The 18104-nt window shown below is 65.3% G+C and carries 16 protein-coding genes; 8 read left to right on the plus strand and 8 right to left on the minus strand.

The window, feature by feature from the left end:
* Window positions 1–18: 18 nt before the first annotated feature.
* Entirely contained in the window at window positions 19–225 is a 207-nt protein-coding gene (locus MXB90_RS01565) for a cold-shock protein (protein ID WP_250040567.1), read from the minus strand.
* A gap of 298 nt (window positions 226–523) precedes the next feature.
* On the opposite strand from MXB90_RS01565, the gene rocF reads away from it, so the two are divergent.
* Both rocF and MXB90_RS01575 read left to right on the plus strand, forming a co-directional pair.
* Window positions 524–1450, plus strand: a complete 927-nt coding sequence (rocF, locus tag MXB90_RS01570; protein ID WP_250040163.1) for an arginase — start codon at window positions 524–526, stop codon at window positions 1448–1450.
* Window positions 1447–2490, plus strand: coding sequence for an ornithine cyclodeaminase (locus MXB90_RS01575; RefSeq protein ID WP_250040165.1), 1044 nt, complete (start codon window positions 1447–1449; stop codon window positions 2488–2490). The genes rocF and MXB90_RS01575 overlap by 4 nt, the downstream gene beginning before the upstream one ends.
* A 94-nt stretch (window positions 2491–2584) precedes the next feature.
* Here MXB90_RS01575 and MXB90_RS01580 read toward each other — a convergent pair whose 3' ends face one another.
* From MXB90_RS01580 to MXB90_RS01605, 6 genes are all read right to left on the minus strand, one after another.
* Window positions 2585–3073 carry a holin family protein gene (locus MXB90_RS01580; protein WP_250040167.1) on the minus strand — a complete coding sequence of 163 codons (489 nt, stop codon included), beginning with the start codon at window positions 3071–3073 and terminating at the stop codon, window positions 2585–2587.
* A complete protein-coding gene (locus MXB90_RS01585) occupies window positions 3064–3675 on the minus strand; it encodes a holin-associated N-acetylmuramidase (RefSeq protein WP_250040170.1) in 612 nt (203 codons plus the stop codon). Before MXB90_RS01585 ends, MXB90_RS01580 begins: the two co-directional genes overlap by 10 nt.
* A gap of 72 nt (window positions 3676–3747) precedes the next feature.
* The gene (ccmE, locus tag MXB90_RS01590) at window positions 3748–4191 is read right to left on the minus strand and encodes a cytochrome c maturation protein CcmE (protein WP_250040173.1); all 444 of its coding nucleotides are present in this window, start codon (window positions 4189–4191) and stop codon (window positions 3748–3750) included.
* Window positions 4192–4200: 9 nt separating this feature from the next.
* On the minus strand, window positions 4201–5229 hold the full coding sequence (argC, locus tag MXB90_RS01595) for an N-acetyl-gamma-glutamyl-phosphate reductase (protein WP_250040175.1): 1029 nt from the start codon (window positions 5227–5229) through the stop codon (window positions 4201–4203).
* An 18-nt stretch (window positions 5230–5247) separates the two neighbouring features.
* Window positions 5248–6060: a glutamate racemase gene (murI, locus tag MXB90_RS01600; RefSeq protein WP_250040177.1), complete on the minus strand. Its 813-nt coding sequence runs from the start codon at window positions 6058–6060 to the stop codon at window positions 5248–5250.
* Between the two features lie 97 nt (window positions 6061–6157).
* Window positions 6158–9553, minus strand: a complete 3396-nt coding sequence (locus MXB90_RS01605; RefSeq protein ID WP_250040179.1) for an indolepyruvate ferredoxin oxidoreductase family protein — start codon at window positions 9551–9553, stop codon at window positions 6158–6160.
* A gap of 154 nt (window positions 9554–9707) precedes the next feature.
* On the opposite strand from MXB90_RS01605, the gene MXB90_RS01610 reads away from it, so the two are divergent.
* The 6 genes from MXB90_RS01610 to MXB90_RS01635 all read left to right on the plus strand — a co-directional run bounded on the left by MXB90_RS01610 (window position 9708) and on the right by MXB90_RS01635 (window position 17443).
* Window positions 9708–10616 (plus strand): LysR family transcriptional regulator, encoded by a 909-nt coding sequence (locus tag MXB90_RS01610; protein WP_250040569.1) that lies wholly within the window; start codon window positions 9708–9710, stop codon window positions 10614–10616.
* A gap of 270 nt (window positions 10617–10886) precedes the next feature.
* Window positions 10887–13049, plus strand: a complete 2163-nt coding sequence (gene purL / locus MXB90_RS01615) for a phosphoribosylformylglycinamidine synthase subunit PurL (protein ID WP_250040181.1) — start codon at window positions 10887–10889, stop codon at window positions 13047–13049.
* A gap of 190 nt (window positions 13050–13239) precedes the next feature.
* Complete coding sequence (locus MXB90_RS01620; protein ID WP_250040183.1) at window positions 13240–13482, plus strand: BolA/IbaG family iron-sulfur metabolism protein; 243 nt, start codon at window positions 13240–13242, stop codon at window positions 13480–13482.
* A gap of 97 nt (window positions 13483–13579) precedes the next feature.
* Window positions 13580–13939, plus strand: a complete 360-nt coding sequence (gene grxD / locus MXB90_RS01625; RefSeq protein WP_250040186.1) for a Grx4 family monothiol glutaredoxin — start codon at window positions 13580–13582, stop codon at window positions 13937–13939.
* A 200-nt stretch (window positions 13940–14139) separates the two neighbouring features.
* Window positions 14140–15096: a deoxyribose-phosphate aldolase gene (gene deoC / locus MXB90_RS01630; protein ID WP_250040571.1), complete on the plus strand. Its 957-nt coding sequence runs from the start codon at window positions 14140–14142 to the stop codon at window positions 15094–15096.
* Window positions 15097–15103: 7 nt separating this feature from the next.
* On the plus strand, window positions 15104–17443 hold the full coding sequence (locus MXB90_RS01635) for an aldehyde dehydrogenase family protein (protein ID WP_250040188.1): 2340 nt from the start codon (window positions 15104–15106) through the stop codon (window positions 17441–17443).
* Window positions 17444–17446: 3 nt separating this feature from the next.
* Here MXB90_RS01635 and MXB90_RS01640 read toward each other — a convergent pair whose 3' ends face one another.
* On the minus strand, window positions 17447–18097 hold the full coding sequence (locus tag MXB90_RS01640; RefSeq protein ID WP_250040189.1) for a DUF1523 family protein: 651 nt from the start codon (window positions 18095–18097) through the stop codon (window positions 17447–17449).
* Between the last annotated feature and the right edge of the window lie 7 nt (window positions 18098–18104).

Consider the following 18104-nt stretch of genomic DNA (forward strand, 5'->3'; position numbering starts at 1 on the left):
TGAAATATCGCGGACCGATCAGGCCAGAGCGAGATTCGTCGCCGATTCACGGCCGTCGCGGCCGGATTCGATGTCGAAGGTCACTTTCTGACCGTCGTTCAGCTGACGGATGCCAGCGCGCTCAACGGCGGAGATGTGGACGAAGATGTCCTTGTTGCCATTGTCCGGCGCGATGAAGCCGTAGCCTTTGGTGGTGTTGAACCATTTCACGGATCCCGTAGCCATCGTGATGTCTCCTTCAAATTTGCCGCCTGCACCATTGCAGCGGCCCGGCTCAGTCAGTGCAGAATCGAAAGACTGGCCGATGAAGGAACAGCGGGTCGATAAAGGTAACGTCGCCCAGCAAATATGGGGCGGGGTCGAAAAAAAAGCAAGGATAATGCGCGGAAAAAGAATGCGGTGTTGGGGGTGACCATTTTGACAGGGAATATTGCGCAAAATGAGCATCTATCGCACTTTTTGTGCAAGATTTCGCTTCAAATCATGCCGAACCCAAGAAAGCATGCGGCAAAGGGGGATCTTCATGACCAAGACCTGCATTCTGATCGGCGCGCCAGTCGATACTGGCCAGCGCAATCCCGGCTGTCTGATGGGGCCGGCCGCCTATCGCGTGGCGGGGCTTGCGCAGACGCTGGCCGATCTGGGCCACCGCGTCGAAGACCGGGGCGATGTGGCGCCCCACCCGGTCCGCGGCGCGACCTGCGCCAACCCGGCGGTGCATCATCTGGACGAAACCCTGGGCTGGACCGCGGCCCTGGCCGAGGCCGGGGAACAGGCGATGGATCAGGGCTTTGCGATCTTTCTGGGCGGCGATCATTCGCTGTCGCTGGGTTCAGTCGCAGGCGTGGCCCGCCATGCCCGCGCGGCGGGGCGGCCGCTGTTCCTGCTGTGGCTGGATGCGCATTCCGATTTCCACACCTTTGACAGCACGACATCGGGCAACCTGCACGGCACGCCTGTGGCCTATATTGCGGGCCGGGAAGGCTTTGCGCCGCTAGCGCCCTTCCCCGCCCTGGTCCCGCCGGAAAACATCTGCCTGTTCGGCATCAGGTCCGTTGACCCGGCCGAGCACAAGGCGCTGTCGCGCCACCGGATCGAGATCAACGACATGCGCGTTCTGGATGAACGCGGCATCGCGGCCCCACTGCGCGCCTTCCTTGATCGGGTGCAGGCGGCCGGCGGGCTGCTGCATGTGTCGCTGGATGTGGATTTCCTGGACCCCTCGATCGCGCCGGCAGTGGGCACCACCGTGCCCGGCGGCGCCACCTTCCGCGAGGCGCATCTGGTGATGGAACTGCTGCACGAAAGCGGGCTTGTGACCTCGCTCGACCTGGTCGAGTTGAACCCCTTTCTGGATGATCGCGGGCGCACCGCGAAGCTGATGGTGGATCTGGTGGCCAGCCTGATGGGCCGCAAGGTCTTTGACCGCAAGACACGGAGTTTCGGATGATCCCCCCGTCCCGCCAGGCGCTGGTGCCCTTTGTTTCGGTGGCCAACATGATGCGGCTGGTGCATCGCATCGGGCTGGAAACGATGCTGGCCGAGCTGACCGACGAGATTGAGGCCGATTTCCGCCGCTGGCCGGATTTCGACAAGACCCCGCGCGTGGCCTCGCACAGCGAGGTGGGGGTGATCGAGCTGATGCCCACCTCGGACGGGCAGACCTATGGCTTCAAATATGTGAACGGCCACCCCAAAAACACGCGTGAGGGCCTGCAGACCGTCACCGCCTTCGGCGTTCTGGCCGATGTGGACACGGGCTATCCGCTATTGGTGTCGGAAATGACCTTGCTGACCGCGCTGCGCACCGCCGCCAGCAGCGCACTGGCCGCGCGGCATCTGGCGCCACGGGGGGCGCGGGTCATGGCGATGATCGGCAACGGCGCCCAGTCGGAATTCCAGGCGCTGGCCCTGCATGCCGTGAACGGGATCAAGGAGGTGCGGCTGTGGGACATCGACCCCGCCGCCACCGCCAAATGCCGCGCCAATCTGGCCGGAACCGGGCTGCGTGTGCTGCCCTGCCGCACCCCCGAAGAGGCGATCGAGGGCGCGCAGATCATCACCACCTGCACCGCGGACAAGCAGTTGGCGACGATCCTGACCGACAACATGGTCGGCGCGGGCGTGCATATCAACGCGATCGGCGGCGATTGCCCGGGCAAGACGGAACTGGCCCCCGGCATCCTGCACCGCGCCGATATCTTTGTGGAATACCCACCGCAGACGCGGATTGAGGGCGAGATCCAGCAATTGGCCCCGGACCACCCGGTGACTGAACTTTGGCAGGTGATCACCGGCGCCGCAGCGGGCCGGGTGTCTGACGCGCAGGTGACCTTGTTCGACGGGGTGGGTTTTGCGGTCGAGGATTTTTCAGCCCTGCGCTATGTGCTGCGGCAGTTGCAGGGCACGCAGCTGTTTCAGGAACTGGACATGATCGCCGACCCCGACGATCCGCGCGACCTGTTCGGCATGCTGATGCGGGCGCGGTAAGGGGGCGAGAGAAGAAGGGGGGCTGTCTGCCCCCCACGGGCCCCGCCCTGCGGGCCGGGCCCGCCCCCCGAGGATATTTTTGCAAATCCGAAGATCAGCGCGCGGCTTGGGCGCGCCATTCGTCCAGCGCGGGGTTGTCGCCGGTGGCCGGCGGCGGCGTGGCCGGGGCGCCGGTCGGCGTGGGCGTGCGAACGCGAAAATAATGCGCCTCGCGCGCGCCGAAATAGAAGCTGACGATCGCCCCCAGAAGCCACCAGAGCGGCTCGGGCACCGCGGCAAGGCCCACCATGCGTTCGGCGAAACTGACCGGGTCAACCATGGCGTGGATGAACAGCCCCAGCGTGCCCAGCGCCAGCATCGGGCGCGGCATCCGGTTCAGCCCGTTCACGAAGCGGTCGAACCAGCCCGAACCCACATGCTGGAATTCGGCGCCATGTTCGCCCAGCGCCGCGACATAGGCGGCATGGGCGGCCTCCATCTTTTTGGTCGCGTTGGGTACAAAGACCTCGGCCACGCCGGTGGCGGCATTGCCCAGCGCCGTGGTGGCGGCGGCCCCGCCGAAGATCTTGTCGATCAGCCCCATGATGCGGTCCTTTCCTTGTGTTCTGCGGGCGTCAGGTGAAAGCGCGGGGCGATGAATTCCTCGGCGCGGCGGATCCAGCCGCCCTTGTCGCCCTGCCGGGTGCGCGCATATTTGCGGCTGGCCGGGCGCGCATCGGCCAGAGCGTAGTAATAGTTGCGCCGCGCGATCCCGTAGGCATCGGCAAAATGGTCAGGCGCAGCGGCGGCAGCGGCATGGGCGGCGGTGGTGGTCTGCGGCCCCAGGACACCATCCACCGCAACAGGCTGGCCCATCTGGTTCAGCAGCCGCTGCAGGATGCGGATCGCCTGCGCGCCCGCATTCACATACATGTCGAAGACCGAAGCCTGGATCGGGGCGGGCAATTCCCCCAGACGCGGCGCATCGAAGTAATGGCGGATGAAGATATCCTCGGCCTGATCAGGGCTTAGCGCGCGCACATCGGCCCCCGTCACGCGGCCATCGCCCGTCATGTCGATGCCAAGCCGCTGCAGTGTCGCGAGGGTGACGCCGTATTTGGTTGCGCCGCCCGGATCATCCGGGTCATTCACATAGCCGCCTTCACGGGCGACGATTTCACGGGCAATGTCTTTGACTGATTTCATGGCGGTGTCCCCAAGTTTCCCTGGGGGACTGTCCGTCATGTTCCGTTAAGGTCGCCTTGGGGCTGCGAACGCCTAGCTGTTCGGATCCTGATAGACGCCCTGTTCCTTCAGCGCGTCCATCACTTCCTTGGGCATGTAGGTTTCGTCGTGCTTGGCCAGGATTTCGCTGGCCACGAAGACCTCGCCCTCCATCCGGCCGGTGCCGATCATGCCCTGGTTTTCCGAAAACAGATCCGGCAGCACGCCGGCAAAGCGCACCGGAATAACTGCGGCGCCATCGGTCACGTTGAAGGTGATGACCTCGCTTTCGCCGCGCTTCAGGCTGCCGTCCTCGACCAGACCGCCAAGGCGGAACACCTCACCCTCGGCCGGGGGTTCTTCGACCACCTGGATCGGCGAGCGGAAGAAATTGATCCCATCGCGCATCGCGTAGCCGATCATCGCGGTGGACACCACCAGCGCCAGGGCTGCGACCAGAAGCACCTGGATGCGGCGTTTCTTCTTCAGGCTCTTCATCATCACTCCTTACGGGAAGACCGGCGCCAGCATCAGACCGGCTGTCTCCTCGTTTCCAAGCATCAGGTTGGCGTTCTGCAAGGCCTGACCCGACGATCCCTTGGCCAGATTGTCCAGCGCGACAACAACCAGGGCACGTCCGGGCAGGCGATCACCGATCACGCCCACATGCACGAAATTGGACCCGGCGATCGACCGTGTCGAGGGGAGTGCGCCAAAGGGTAGCACCTCAAGAAACACCTCGGGGGCGTAGCGCCTGGCCAGGGCGGCGTGAATCTGCTGCGCATCGCCGCGGACATAAACGGTCGCCAAGATGCCACGGTTGAAGGGCATCAGGTGGGGCGTGAATTGCACACGCACGGGCCGCCCCGCCAACTTGCTGAATTCCTGATCGAATTCGCCCAGGTGGCGATGCGCGCCACCTGCGGAATAGGGATGGGTGCCACCCGACAGTTCGGCATGCAGCAGATTTTCCTTGAGGCTGCGACCCGCGCCCGACACCCCCGCCTTCAGGTCGATCACAATCTCGTCAAGGTCGATCACACCGGCCTCGATCAGCGGGCGGATGGCATATTGACCGGCCGCCGCATTGCAGCCGGTGCCCGCCACCAGACGCGCGGCACGAATCTCATCACGATAGAATTCGGTCAGGCCATAGACCGCCTCGGCCTGCAGATCGACGGCCGCATGGGGCTTGCCATACCATTTTTCGTAATCCGCCGGATCGCGCAGCCGGAAGTCGGCGGACAGGTCCACCACCTGCAGATCACGCGGCAGGCCCGCGATCACCGCCTGGCTTGTGGCATGGGGCAGCGCGCAGAACGCCAAGTCGATGCCGGAAAAGTCGATATCCTCGATCTTGACCAGATCGGGCAGGTCCAGATGGCGCAAATGGGGAAAGACCTCGCCCATGCTCATCCCCGCCTTGCGGTCGCCCGACAGCGCGGTGATGCGCATCGTGGGATGGGTCGCGATCAGGCGGACAAGTTCCGCCCCCGTATAGCCCGAAGCGCCAAGGATGGCGATGGTCTGGGTCATGGCAAGGCTCCTTCCGTGTCAGGCAGCTTCGAACTTGATCGGGTGGCGCAGGAACTGCGTCGCCTTGGACGACACCGAGACCGGATCCCCCGTGGTCAGGAATTTCGACACCTTGCCCGGCCCGGCGAATTCGGGATGCCGGGTCAGATAGTCGGCAAGGCTTTCGGCAACCAGGTTGGCCTGGCTATAGACCGCCACATTATCCCCCAGCGCCTCTTGAAAGGCCTTTTGCATCAGGGGGTAATGCGTGCACCCCAAGATCGCGGCCTCGGGGTGGGGCATCCGGCGCTTCAGCGCCTCGACATGGCTGCGCACCAGTGCCTCGGCCAGAATTTCATCGCCCGATTCGATGGCATCGACCACGCCGCCACAGGGCTGCGCCTCGACATCCACGCCGATCGCGCGATAGGCCAGTTCGCGCTGAAACGCGCGGCTGGCCACGGTGGCGGGGGTCGCGAACAGCGCCACATGCTTGACCGCGACCTCGCGCGGGGGGGAATTGTCGCCCCACTGGCGTTCGGTCAGCGCCTCGATCAGCGGGACGAAAACGCCCAGAACGCGCTTGTTTTTGGGCACCCAGCTTTCCTGCATACGCTTCAGCGCCGCGGCGGACGCCGTGTTGCAGGCCAGGATCACCAGATCGCAGCCCTCGGCCCAAAGCCGTTCCACGCCCCGGCAGGTCAGCTGATAAATATCTTCGGCATCGCGCACGCCATAGGGCGCATGGGCATTGTCACCGTAATAGACAAAGGCGACATCGGGCAGCCGCTTTGCCACGGCCTCATAGACCGTCAGCCCGCCAAGGCCCGAATCGAAAACCCCAACCGCCATGCCTGTCTCCTGCGCTTTTCAGGGTGCGCCCGGCACGCGGCTGCGGCCGGGTCGCCTTGTCATAAGCTGCATTGCGGCGGAAATAAACGCCCGATTCTTACTCGGCCGCCATGCGCTCGGGGGCACCCCCGGCCCGGAACGCGGCCAGCAGCTCGGCCCGCCGCGCTGCGGCCTTTTCGACCGCCGCATCCTTGACCGGGCCAAAGCCACTGATCGTCAGAGGCAATTCGGCCAGTTCGCGCGCGATGTCCTGCGTGGCCGGGGTGACAGCTGGCAGGATCTCGGCCATGTCGGATTCATATTGCGCGATCAGCGCGTGTTCGGTGCGCCGTTCCGCGCTGCGGCCAAAGGGATCGAAGGCGGTGCCCCGCAGCCCTTTCATCCGCGCCAGAAGCCGGAACACCGGCACCATCCAGGGCCCGAATTCCCGCTTTTTCGGCCTCCCATCCGGCCCCGTGCCCCCCAGCATCGGCGGGGCCAGATGGAAGGTCATGCGAAAATCGCCGCCGAATTCCGCCCGCGCCTTGTCCACCGTTTTCAGATGCAGCCGCGCGACTTCGTATTCATCCTTGTAGGCCAAAAGCTTGTGATAGCCCTTGGCCACCGCCTCGCGCAGGTCTTCGGGCGCGCGGGCGACCAGCGCACGGAACCGATCGGCCAGCGCCGCATCCTGATATTGCACCAGATGCGCGGCGCGGAACGCCACCGGGTCGGCCTTGGGCTGATCCGCCTCGGGCGCGATCAGGCGGGCGGCGGCCTCGGGCATGGCCACGGCCCAGCGGCCCAGGTCAAAGGCACGGCTGTTCGCCGCAACCCCGGCACCGTTCAGCTCGATCGCCCGCAGGATCGCCGCGCGCGTCAACGGCACATAGCCCTGCTGCCAGGCCGCGCCCAGCACCGCCATGTTGGAATAAATCGAATCGCCCAGCACCCGGCGGGTCAGTTCGGTCGCATCGAAAAACGCCAGCCGATCCCCCAGCCGCGCCTCCAGCCCAAGCCGCAGCTGCCCGGTCGGCAGGTGGAAATCGCGGTTGCGGGTGAATTCGCCGGTGACGATTTCATGCGCATTGACCACCGCGCCGGTGCGCCCCGTGGTCATCAGGCCCAGCGTCTTGGCCCCCGCCGTCACCACAAGATCGCCGCCGATCACGCAATCGGCCTCGCCCACGGCGACGCGGATCGCGCTGATATCCTCGGGGCGGTTGGCCAGCCGCAGGTGGATGTGGACCGCCCCGCCCTTTTGCGCCAGGCCCGCCATTTCCATCATGCCCGCGCCCTTGCCGTCGATATGCGCCGCCATCGCCAGAACCGCGCCCACGGTCACCACGCCGGTGCCACCAACCCCGGTGATCACCACGTTATGGGTGCCGGAAATGGCGGGCAGCGCGGGTTCGGGCAGATCGGGCAGGGTGAAATCGGCGGTCGCGGCCTTTTTCACCTGCGCGCCTTGCAGCGTCACGAAGGACGGGCAAAAGCCCTTGAGGCAGGAAAAATCCTTGTTGCAGCTGGATTGGTCGATGGCGCGCTTCGTGCCCAGTTCGGTTTCCACCGGCACGATCGACACGCAGTTCGATTGCACCCCGCAATCGCCGCAGCCTTCACAGACATCGGTATTGATGAAGACCCGCCGATCCGGGTCGGGGAAGGCGCCGCGCTTGCGGCGGCGGCGCTTTTCGGCGGCACAGGTCTGCACATAGACAATGGCGGACACGCCCGGTGTCTTGGCCAGACGGTCCTGCACCGGCATCAGCCCCGCGCGTTCGACCTTTTCCACATCGGCCGGAAAGGCGCCCAGGTCGATCTGTTCCTTTTCGTCATAGACCACGACGATCGGCTTGACGCCCATCGCCTGGATCTCGCGCACGATCTGCGGCGCGGTCAGCCCGCCTTCGTTCTGCTGCCCGCCGGTCATCGCCACAGCGTCGTTGAACAGGATCTTGTAGGTGATGTTGGTGCCCGCCGCCAAAGCAGCGCGGATCGCCAGACTGCCCGAATGGTTGTAGGTGCCATCGCCCAGGTTCTGGAATACGTGCTTGCGGCTGGAAAACGGCGCCTCGCCGATCCAGTTCGCGCCCTCGCCGCCCATGTGGGTAAAGCCCTGCGTGTCACGGCCCATCCATTGCACCATGTAGTGACAACCGATCCCGGCATAGGCGCGGCTGCCCTCGGGCACCTTGGTGGAACTGTTGTGCGGGCAACCCGAACAGAACCAGGGCGTGCGCGTGGCAATTTCGGGCGCGTTATCGGCGCGGCGGGCATCGGCGATGCGGGCAAGGCCTGCCTTGACATGTTCGGTGCCGCGGCCCTCCTCGATCAGGATCTTGCCGATCTTTTCGGCAATCATCACCGGGTCCAGCGCGTAGCGGGTGGGGAACAGTTCTTCCCCGGTCTGGTCATGGCGCCAGCCCAGCACACGCCGGCCACGGCGGTTGTCAAAGATCGCTTCCTTGACCTGCACCTCGATCAGCTTGCGCTTTTCCTCGACGACCACGATCATTTCCAGGCCCTCGGCCCATTCGGAAAAGCTTTTCATGTCCATCGGGAAGGTCTGACCCACCTTCCAGGTCGTCAGGCCCAGCCGCTCGGCCTCGGGGCCGTCGATGCCCAGAAGCGCCAGCGCATGGACCAGATCCAGCCAGTTCTTGCCCGCCGCGACGAAGCCGATCTTGGCCCCCGCCCGCCCATGCACGCGCCGGTCAATGCGGTTGGCGCGGGCGAAGGCCTCGGCGGCAAAGCGTTTGTGGTCGATCATCCGCGCTTCCTGCGCGACCGGCGTGTCGCCCAGCCGGATATTCAGGCCCCCGGGCGGCATCTTGAAATCGGGCGTCACGAACTGCATCCGGAACGGATCGCCATCGACCACCGCCGTGGCCTCGACCGTGTCCTTCATCGTCTTCAGCCCGACCCAGACCCCGGCGAACCGGCTGAGCGCATAGCCGTAATGGCCGAAATCCAGAATTTCCTGCACACCCGCGGGCGACAGCACGGGCATATAGGCATCGACCATCGCCCAGTCCGACTGATGCAGCACGGTCGAGCTTTCGCCGGTGTGATCATCGCCCATTGCCATGATCACACCGCCCCTGGCCGAGGTGCCCGCCATATTGGCATGACGCATCACATCGCCCGACCGGTCCACCCCGGGCCCCTTGCCATACCACAGTGCAAAGACGCCGTCGTATTTCCCCTCGCCGCGCAGTTCGGCCTGCTGGCTGCCCCAGATCGCGGTGGCGGCCAGATCCTCGTTCAGGCCGGGCTGGAACAGCACATTGGCGGCCGAAAGCTCTTTCTTCGCGCGCGCCATCTGCAGATCGACCGCGCCCAGCGGGCTGCCGCGATAGCCGGTGACATAGCCCGCCGTGTTCCACCCCGCCGCCCGGTCCCGCGCGGCCTGCGCCAACACCAACCGCACCAGCGCCTGAGTGCCGTTCAGCAACACCGGGCTTTTCGCAAGGTCGAAGCGGTCGGCCAGAGAAATGTCCTGCCTGCCCATCATTCCCCCCTATTCGAACTAGACTATCTCAATGATAGGTCAAAAACGTTGACCTACAAAGGGAAATTTCCGTTGCCACATCTTTGTTATCGGTGTCAGGGCAATATATGCGATGGTGCGCGACGATGTGCTGGTGTTCGGGAAGGCGACGGAAATGGATTGGGACAAGCTGAGAATCTTTCACGCGGTGGCGGATGCGGGGTCGCTGACCCATGCCGGCGATGCGCTGCACCTGTCCCAATCGGCCGTCAGCCGCCAGATCCGCGCGCTGGAAGAAAGCCTTGGCACGACCCTGTTTCACCGCCATGCGCGCGGCCTGATTCTGACCGAACAGGGTGAATTGCTGTTCGACGCCACCTCGACCATGGCGCGCAAGCTGGACACCGCCGCCGCGCGCATCCGCGACAGCGAGGAAGAGGTTTATGGCGAACTGAAGGTGACCACCACCACCGGCTTTGGCACGCTGTGGCTGGTGCCGCGCCTGACCAAGCTTTATGAACGCTACCCCGACCTGAAGATCGACCTGATGCTGGAAGAACGCGTGCTGGACCTGCCCATGCGCGAGGCGGACGTTGCCATCCGCATGAAGGAACCCAGCCAGGCCGATCTGATCCGCAAACGGCTTTTGACCATCCGCATGCGGCTTTACGCCACCGCCGAATATCTGGCGATGAATGAACGGCCCAAAACCCTGCACGACATTGCCCGCCACCGCGTGATCTGCCAAAGCCCCACCACGCCGCAGATCCAGGCCGGTGCCTCGCTGGTGCAAAAGCTGCTCAGCTTCGATGTGCATTCGACGCTGATGGTGAACAATTACTTCGGCGTGCTTCAGGGCGTGCTGAACAACATCGGCATCGGCGTTCTGCCCGATTACCTGACCGTGGATTTCCCCAATCTGGAACGCGTCCTGCCCGATGTGGAATCGGTCGAGGTGCCGGTCTACCTGGCCTATCCGGAAGAGCTGCGCCAATCGCGCCGGGTCGCGGCCTTCCGCGACTTTGTTCAGGAAGAAATCCTGAACTATCGCCGCGCCCAGATTGCGGACACAACCCAGGATTGAGGTGAGGCATTACCGCAACGCATAGCGGCCATGATGCAGTCGCAGCACGATTCCCCTTGAATGGTTCGCACACTGCCCATAAATCGTGCTTCGAAGGCGATGGCTTGAGGAAACTCTCATCACCTTCTACCTCCCTGTTGGACTATGGCCGAGCTTTGTCTCGGCCTTTTTTTTTGCTTGTGCCAGAATTCCACGCGTTTCACGCCAAATCGGCCTTTCCCGAAAGGCCCCCCTGTTCTAAGAGGCGGCATCTGCACGAGGAGGCCCCCGATGGAAGAGCCGAAGATCAACCCCGACCTGATCGCCGCGCACGGGCTCAAGCCCGACGAATACGATCGCATCCTGGACATCATCGGCCGCGAGCCGAGCTTCACGGAACTCGGCATCTTCTCGGCGATGTGGAACGAACATTGTTCCTACAAGTCCTCGAAGAAATGGCTGCGCACCCTGCACACCACCGGCCCCCAGGTGATCTGCGGCCCGGGTGAAAACGCAGGCGTCGTCGATATCGGCGACGGCCAGGCCGTGGTCTTCAAGATGGAAAGCCACAACCACCCGTCCTACATCGAACCGCATCAGGGCGCGGCCACCGGCGTCGGCGGCATCCTGCGCGACGTGTTCACCATGGGCGCGCGCCCGATCGCCGCGATGGACGCGCTGAGCTTCGGCCTGCCCTCGCATCCGAAAACCGCGCATCTGGTCAAGGGCGTGGTCGAGGGCATCGGCGCCTATGGCAACGCCTTCGGCGTGCCGAACGTGGGTGGCGAGGTGCGCTTTCACGCTGCCTACAATGGCAACTGCCTTGTGAACGCCTTTGCCGCGGGCCTGGCTGACGCCGACAAGATCTTCTACTCCGCCGCCTCGGGCGTGGGGATGCCGGTGGTCTATCTGGGCGCCAAGACCGGCCGTGACGGCGTGGGCGGGGCGACGATGGCCAGCGCCGAATTCGACGACACGATCGAGGAAAAGCGCCCCACCGTGCAGGTCGGCGACCCCTTCACCGAAAAATGCCTGCTGGAAGCCTGTCTTGAGCTGATGGCTTCGGATTCGGTGATCTCGATCCAGGACATGGGCGCCGCGGGCCTGACCTGTTCGGCCGTGGAAATGGGCGACAAGGGCGGGCTTGGCATCAAGCTGCAGCTGGACGCCGTGCCGCAGCGCGAAAAGAACATGACCGCCTATGAGATGATGCTGTCCGAATCGCAGGAACGCATGCTCATGGTGCTGAAGCCCGAAAAAGAGGCCGAGGCGCGGGCGATCTTTGAAAAGTGGGATCTCGATTTCGCCATCGTCGGCGAAACCATCGCCGAAGACCGCTTCCTGATCCTGCACGGCAATGAGGTGAAGGCCGATCTGCCGCTGTCGAAACTGTCCTCAAGCGCGCCTGAATATGACCGGCCCTGGGTGGAAACGCCCGCGGCCAAGCCTTTCCCCGGCCTGCCCGCGATCACGCCGATCGCCGCGCTGAAGGCGCTGGTCGGGTCGCCCAACCACGCCCACAAGGGCTGGGTCTGGGAACAATATGACACGCAGGTCGGCGCCGATACCGTGCGCCGCCCCGGGCTGGGCGCCGGCGTGGTTCGTGTGCATGGCACCGAAAAGGCGCTGGCCTTCACCAGCGACGTCACCCCGCGCTATGTGCGCGCCAACCCCTTCGAAGGCGGCAAGCAAGCCGTGGCAGAGGCCTGGCGCAACCTGACCGCCGTGGGCGCGACGCCGCTGGCCGCGACGGACAACCTGAACTTTGGCAACCCCGAAAAGCCGGAAATCATGGGCCAGTTCGTCGGCGCGATCAAAGGCATCGGCGAGGCGTGCCGCGCGCTCGACTTCCCGATCGTGTCGGGCAACGTGTCGCTGTATAACGAAACCGACGGCACGGGCATCCTGCCCACGCCCACCATCGGCGCCGTGGGCCTGCTGGCCACGCTGGATGACCTGATCGCGGGAGCCCCCGGCGCGGGCGATCAGGCCGTCGTGATCGGCGAAACCCGCGGCCATCTGGGCCAGTCGGCCCTGGCCTATGAAGCCTTCGGCATCGAGGACGGCGACGCCCCGCCCGTGGATCTGGCAACGGAACGGCGCAACGGGGACTTCCTGCGCGCCAATCGCAAGCTGGTGAAGGCCGCCAGCGACCTGTCGGACGGCGGGCTGGCGCTGGCCGCGTTCGAAATGGCCGAGGCCGCAGGCGTTGGGATCACGCTGGACGCCGCCGACATCGGCTTCCTTTTTGGCGAGGATCAGGCCCGTTATCTGGTCGCGGTTGCCGCCACCGACCTCGCCGCGCTGACCGCTGCCGCCAAGACGGCCGGGGTGCCGGTGGCGCTGGCTGGCCAGTTCGGCGGCGACACGGTCAAGCTGGGCGGGGACAGCGCGTCGCTGGCCGCGCTGCGCACGCTCTACCGTTCAGCCTTCGCCAAGGCGATCGAGGGCTGAACCCGGAAAACGGGGGGCTGTCTGCCCCCCGCACCCCCCGAAGGTATTTTCGGCAAGATGAAACAGCCGCTTCTTCTTGGCTGAAATACTCCCGCCGGAGGCTTCCGTCCGTAGCGCAGGAAGAACAGCTGGCCCTTGCGGGCCCGCGCCGTGCGGCCTAGATTCCCCGAAAGGACGCGAGGAGAACGCCATGCCGATGGAAGCCCATGACATCGAAGCCCTGATCCGAAGCCGGTTTCCGGATGCGAAGATCACCATCACCGATCTGGCGGGGGACGGAAACCACTGGGCGGCAGAGGTCATCGACGCATCATTCAAGGGCATGAACCGTGTGCAGCAGCAACGCGCCGTCTATGCGGCGCTGCAGGGTGCCATGGACGGACCCAATGGGGCGCTTCACGCCCTGGCGTTGACCACCAAGGCGCCCGACTGAGGGGCGAGGGCTGTGGGCGGGGCCTGACTTTCGTCAAAGCGCCGGGCGCACAGGAATGCAACAGGACAGCGGACCGACCGCGAACAGGAACAGACACATGACCGCAATCGACCAGATCAAGCAGGACATCGCCAGCAATGACGTGGTGCTTTACATGAAGGGCACCAAGGAAATGCCGCAATGCGGGTTTTCCAGCCGCGTGGCCGGCGTGCTGAATTTCATGGGCGTCAGCTATAAGGACGTGAACGTCCTGGCCGATGCCGACATCCGCCAGGGGATCAAGGATTTCTCGGACTGGCCGACGATTCCGCAGCTTTACGTCAAGGGCGAATTCGTCGGCGGTTGCGATATCGTGACCGAGATGACCCTTTCGGGCGAGCTGGATCAGCTGTTCGACGCCAAGGGCGTTGCCTACAACAAGGATGCCGCCGACCAGATCCGGGCTGCGAACGCCTGAGCCGGCGCCAGCCTGACGCAAGGCCCCGCCCCGGCGGGGCTTTTTGCATTGCGGTGCGGTTCTGCCCCGGTTGAAGCGGGGCGCGGCTTTCGCTAGCCTTCACCGGGTCGCCCGCGCACCCGGCGCGGGGCACGCGTATCCAACAGGGACAATCCATGCCCAATACCCCGGCGTTCACCACCGCGACCCCAGCCACCCAAATGGGGACGGCGCCTGCGCCCCACAATCCCGGGGTGCCGCTGGCGACGGACTGGTTCGACCGAATCGCCATCAACACCCCCGCCGCCGAACGGCGCGCCGAAACGCTGACCACCCGGCGCAGCCTGAAGAAGGAATGGCAGGCCGCCTGGCTGGTCAATGCGATCCGCTGCATGGATCTGACGACGCTTGCGGGCGACGATACCGAGGCGCGGGTGGAACGGCTCTGCGCCAAGGCGCGCAACCCGCTGGCCGATCACATCCTTGAAGGGCTTGGCCTGGGCGCGATGCAGACCGGTGCGGTCTGCGTCTACCCCACGATGGTCGCCGCCGCCGTGCGCGCGCTGGAGGGCTCGGGCATCCCCGTCGCCTCGGTCGCCACGGGCTTTCCGGCGGGGCTGATGCCGTTGGACCTGCGGCTGGCCGAAATCCATTATGCCGTGGATCAGGGCGCGCAGGAAATCGACATCGTCATCACCCGCGCCCATGTGCTGCGCGCCGACTGGGCCGCGCTTTATGATGAAATCGCCGCGATGCGCGCGGCGTGCGGGCCGGCGCATATGAAGGCGATCCTGGCCACCGGCGATCTGAAAACGCTGCGCAATGTCTACAAGGCCAGCATGGTGGCGATGCAGGCAGGCGCCGATTTCATCAAGACCTCAACCGGGAAAGAGGGCGTGAACGCGACGCTTCCGGTGTCGCTGACCATGGTGCGGGCGCTGCGTGATTATGGCGCGCGGACGGGATTGCGCGTGGGCTTCAAGCCTGCCGGCGGGATGAAGACGGCCAAGGATGCGCTGGCCTGGCAGATCCTGATGAAAGAGGAACTGGGCACCGACTGGCTGCGCCCCGGTCTGTTCCGCCTGGGCGCCTCGTCCATGCTGGCCGATATTGAACGTCAGTTAGAGCACCACGTCACCGGGCGCTATGCGTCCTCCAGCCGCCACGCCATCGCCTGAGGGAAAGATGCCGACCGTGACCGAGATCCTTGAGACGATGGACTATGGCCCCGCCCCCGAGGCCACCACAGAGGTGCGCGCCTGGCTTGCCGCGCGCGTGCGTTTTGGCCATTTCATCAACGGCGATTTCACCGCGCCGGGCCAGACCTTTGCCACCACCAACCCCGCCACCGGCGAGCCCTTGGCCAAGGTGAGCCAGGGCACCCCCGCCGATGTGGCCGCCGCCGTGGCCGCCGCGCGCAAAGCACAGCCGAAATGGGCCGCGCTGTCAGGGCATGAACGCGCGACCTGGCTTTACGCCATCGCCCGCCACATCCAGAAACGCGAACGCTTCCTGTCGGTGCTCGAGGTGCTGGACAACGGCAAACCGATCCGCGAGGCGCGCGACATCGACCTGCCGCTGGTCATCCGCCATTTCTACCACCACGCCGGCTGGGCCGAGATCCTGGCCGACGAATTCCCCGGCGCCGCGCCGCAGGGCGTCTGCGGCCAGATCATCCCGTGGAACTTCCCGCTGCTGATGCTGGCCTGGAAGATCGCGCCCGCACTGGCCGCCGGGAATACGGTGGTGCTGAAACCGGCCGAATACACGCCCCTGACCGCGCTGGCCTTTGCCGAGATTTGCGCGGAAATCGGCTTGCCCAAGGGCGTGGTCAACATCGTGACCGGCGATGGCGACACCGGGGCCGCGCTGGTCACCGCCCCCGTGGACAAGATCGCCTTTACCGGCTCGACCGAGGTGGGGCGCGTGATCCGCCGCGCCACCGCCGGAACGGGCAAGTCGCTGACGCTGGAACTGGGCGGCAAATCGCCCTTCATCGTCTTTGCCGATGCCGATCTGGATGCCGCGGTCGAGGGCGTGGTGGATGCGATCTGGTTCAACCAGGGCCAGGTCTGCTGCGCCGGATCGCGCCTGCTGGTGGCCGAGGCGGTGGTGGCCGATTTCACCGCCCGTCTGACCGCGCGGCTGGGCAAGCTGCGCGTGGGCGACCCGCTGGACAAATGCACCGACATCGGCGCCATCGTGCATCCGGTGCAGTTGGCGCGCATCCGCGATCTGGTCGCGCGCGGCGAGGCGGCGGGCGCGCGGCTGGTGCAGGCCGAAGCGCAACTGCCCGCCAAGGGGTGCTTTTTCGCGCCCGGCTTCCTGACCGGCGCCCAGCCCGCCAACCCCGCGATGGTCGAGGAAATCTTTGGCCCTGTCGCCACGCTGACCACCTTCCGCACACCCGATGAGGCGGTGGAACTGGCCAACAATACGCGCTACGGCCTGTCGGCTTCGATCTGGTCGGAAAACATCACGCTGGCCACCGACATCGCGGCGAAAGTGAAAGCCGGTGTCGTCTGGATCAACTGCACCAACGTCTTCGACGCGGGCGCGGGCTTTGGCGGCATGCGCGAATCAGGCTTTGGCCGCGAAGGCGGGCGCGAAGGGATCGCGGCCTATCTGCGGGCGCCCAGCCCAAAGCCGCTGGCCGAAGCCGCGCCCGCGCCGCTTGATGCTGCGCCGATGCCGGGCACGCCCGCAGGGGAAGGCATCGACCGCACCGCAAAGCTATATATCGGCGGCGCGCAAAAGCGCCCCGATGGCGGCTATTCCTACGCTGTCGCGCATCGCGGCCGTGAACTGGGCCTCGCCCCCCTTGGCAACCGCAAGGACATCCGCAACGCGGTCGAGGCTGCGCACAAAGCCGCCGCCTGGGGCAAGGCCACCGGCCACAACCGTGCGCAGGTGCTGTATTACATCGCGGAAAACCTGTCGGCCCGGCAGGCGGAATTCGAAGCCCGGCTGAAAGAGGCCGGCCACGACAAGGCCGAGGTCGCCGCCACGATCCGCCGCGCCTTCTGGTATGCCGCGCAGGCCGACAAATTCGACGGCGCGGTCCATGCCACCAAATCGCGCCATGTCACGCTGGCCATGCATGAACCATGGGGCGTGATGGGGATCGCCTGCCCGAATGCAGCGCCGCTTCTGGGCTTTGCCAGTTTGGTGCTGCCCGCCATCGCCACGGGCAACCGGGTGGTGGCGATCCCGGCACCGTCCATGCCGCTGGCCGCGACCGACCTTTATCAGGTGTTTGACACATCCGACCTGCCGGGCGGCGTGGTCAACATCGTCACCGGCGACCGGGACGATCTGGCCCGCACGCTGGCCCAGCACGACGATGTGGCGGCCCTGTGGTCCTGCGGCCCCGACCCCGCGATGATCGAGGCGGAAAGCGCGGGCAACCTGAAGGCCACCTGGGTCTTGCCGAACCGCGACTGGCACGGCCCGCAGGGGCAGGGCCGCGATTTTCTGGCCCATGCCGTTCAGGTCAAGAACATCTGGATTCCCTACGGGGAATGACCGCTAGCGCCGGAACCGATCCCGCAGCCGCGCCCAGGCGCCCTTGGCGCGCGCGCCTGCGGCATCGGCGCGGTCCTCAACCCCGTCCCAGGCCTCGCCCACATCTTCCAGCATCGGGTCGATCGACCGTTCGCGGAATTGCCGCCACATCGCCCGCAGATACAAAAGCGCCGCACCGATCAGCGTCAGGATCAAGATATTCACCCAAGGGATGATCCGCGCATCCGGCCCGGACACCACCTTGACCCCCACCGCATTGGGGAAGATCGACAGCCATTCAACGCGCCAGCCGTAATGCGTGACCGACACCCACTTGGGCGCCTCGCCCGTGGATTCCAGCGCCTTCGCCTCGGTCTGCAGGTTGGAACTGTCGAACTTGAAATAGGGCGGCCAGCCCCAGCCGGTATCCTCATTGCGGTAGACCATCGGCTTGCCATCGGGCAGAACCGTCTGAATGAAAGACACGTCGCGGTTGGTCGCGGTCGCCGATCCCACGTCGGGTGAGCCGTAGAAGATCGAATTCACGCCCAGGTCCACCCGCCGGTTCTCGGTGCCCACGATCCGCACGATGTCATGCTGCGGCAGCGTGTAGTGGAAAAACCCGAAAATCGTCAGCGCGATCAGCGCCAGCAGGGTCCATTTTGCATATTTCATTGCCGCC

The sequence above is a fragment of the Phaeovulum molybdatiresistens genome, from assembly GCF_023544865.1.
GTDB lineage: Bacteria > Pseudomonadota > Alphaproteobacteria > Rhodobacterales > Rhodobacteraceae > Pontitalea.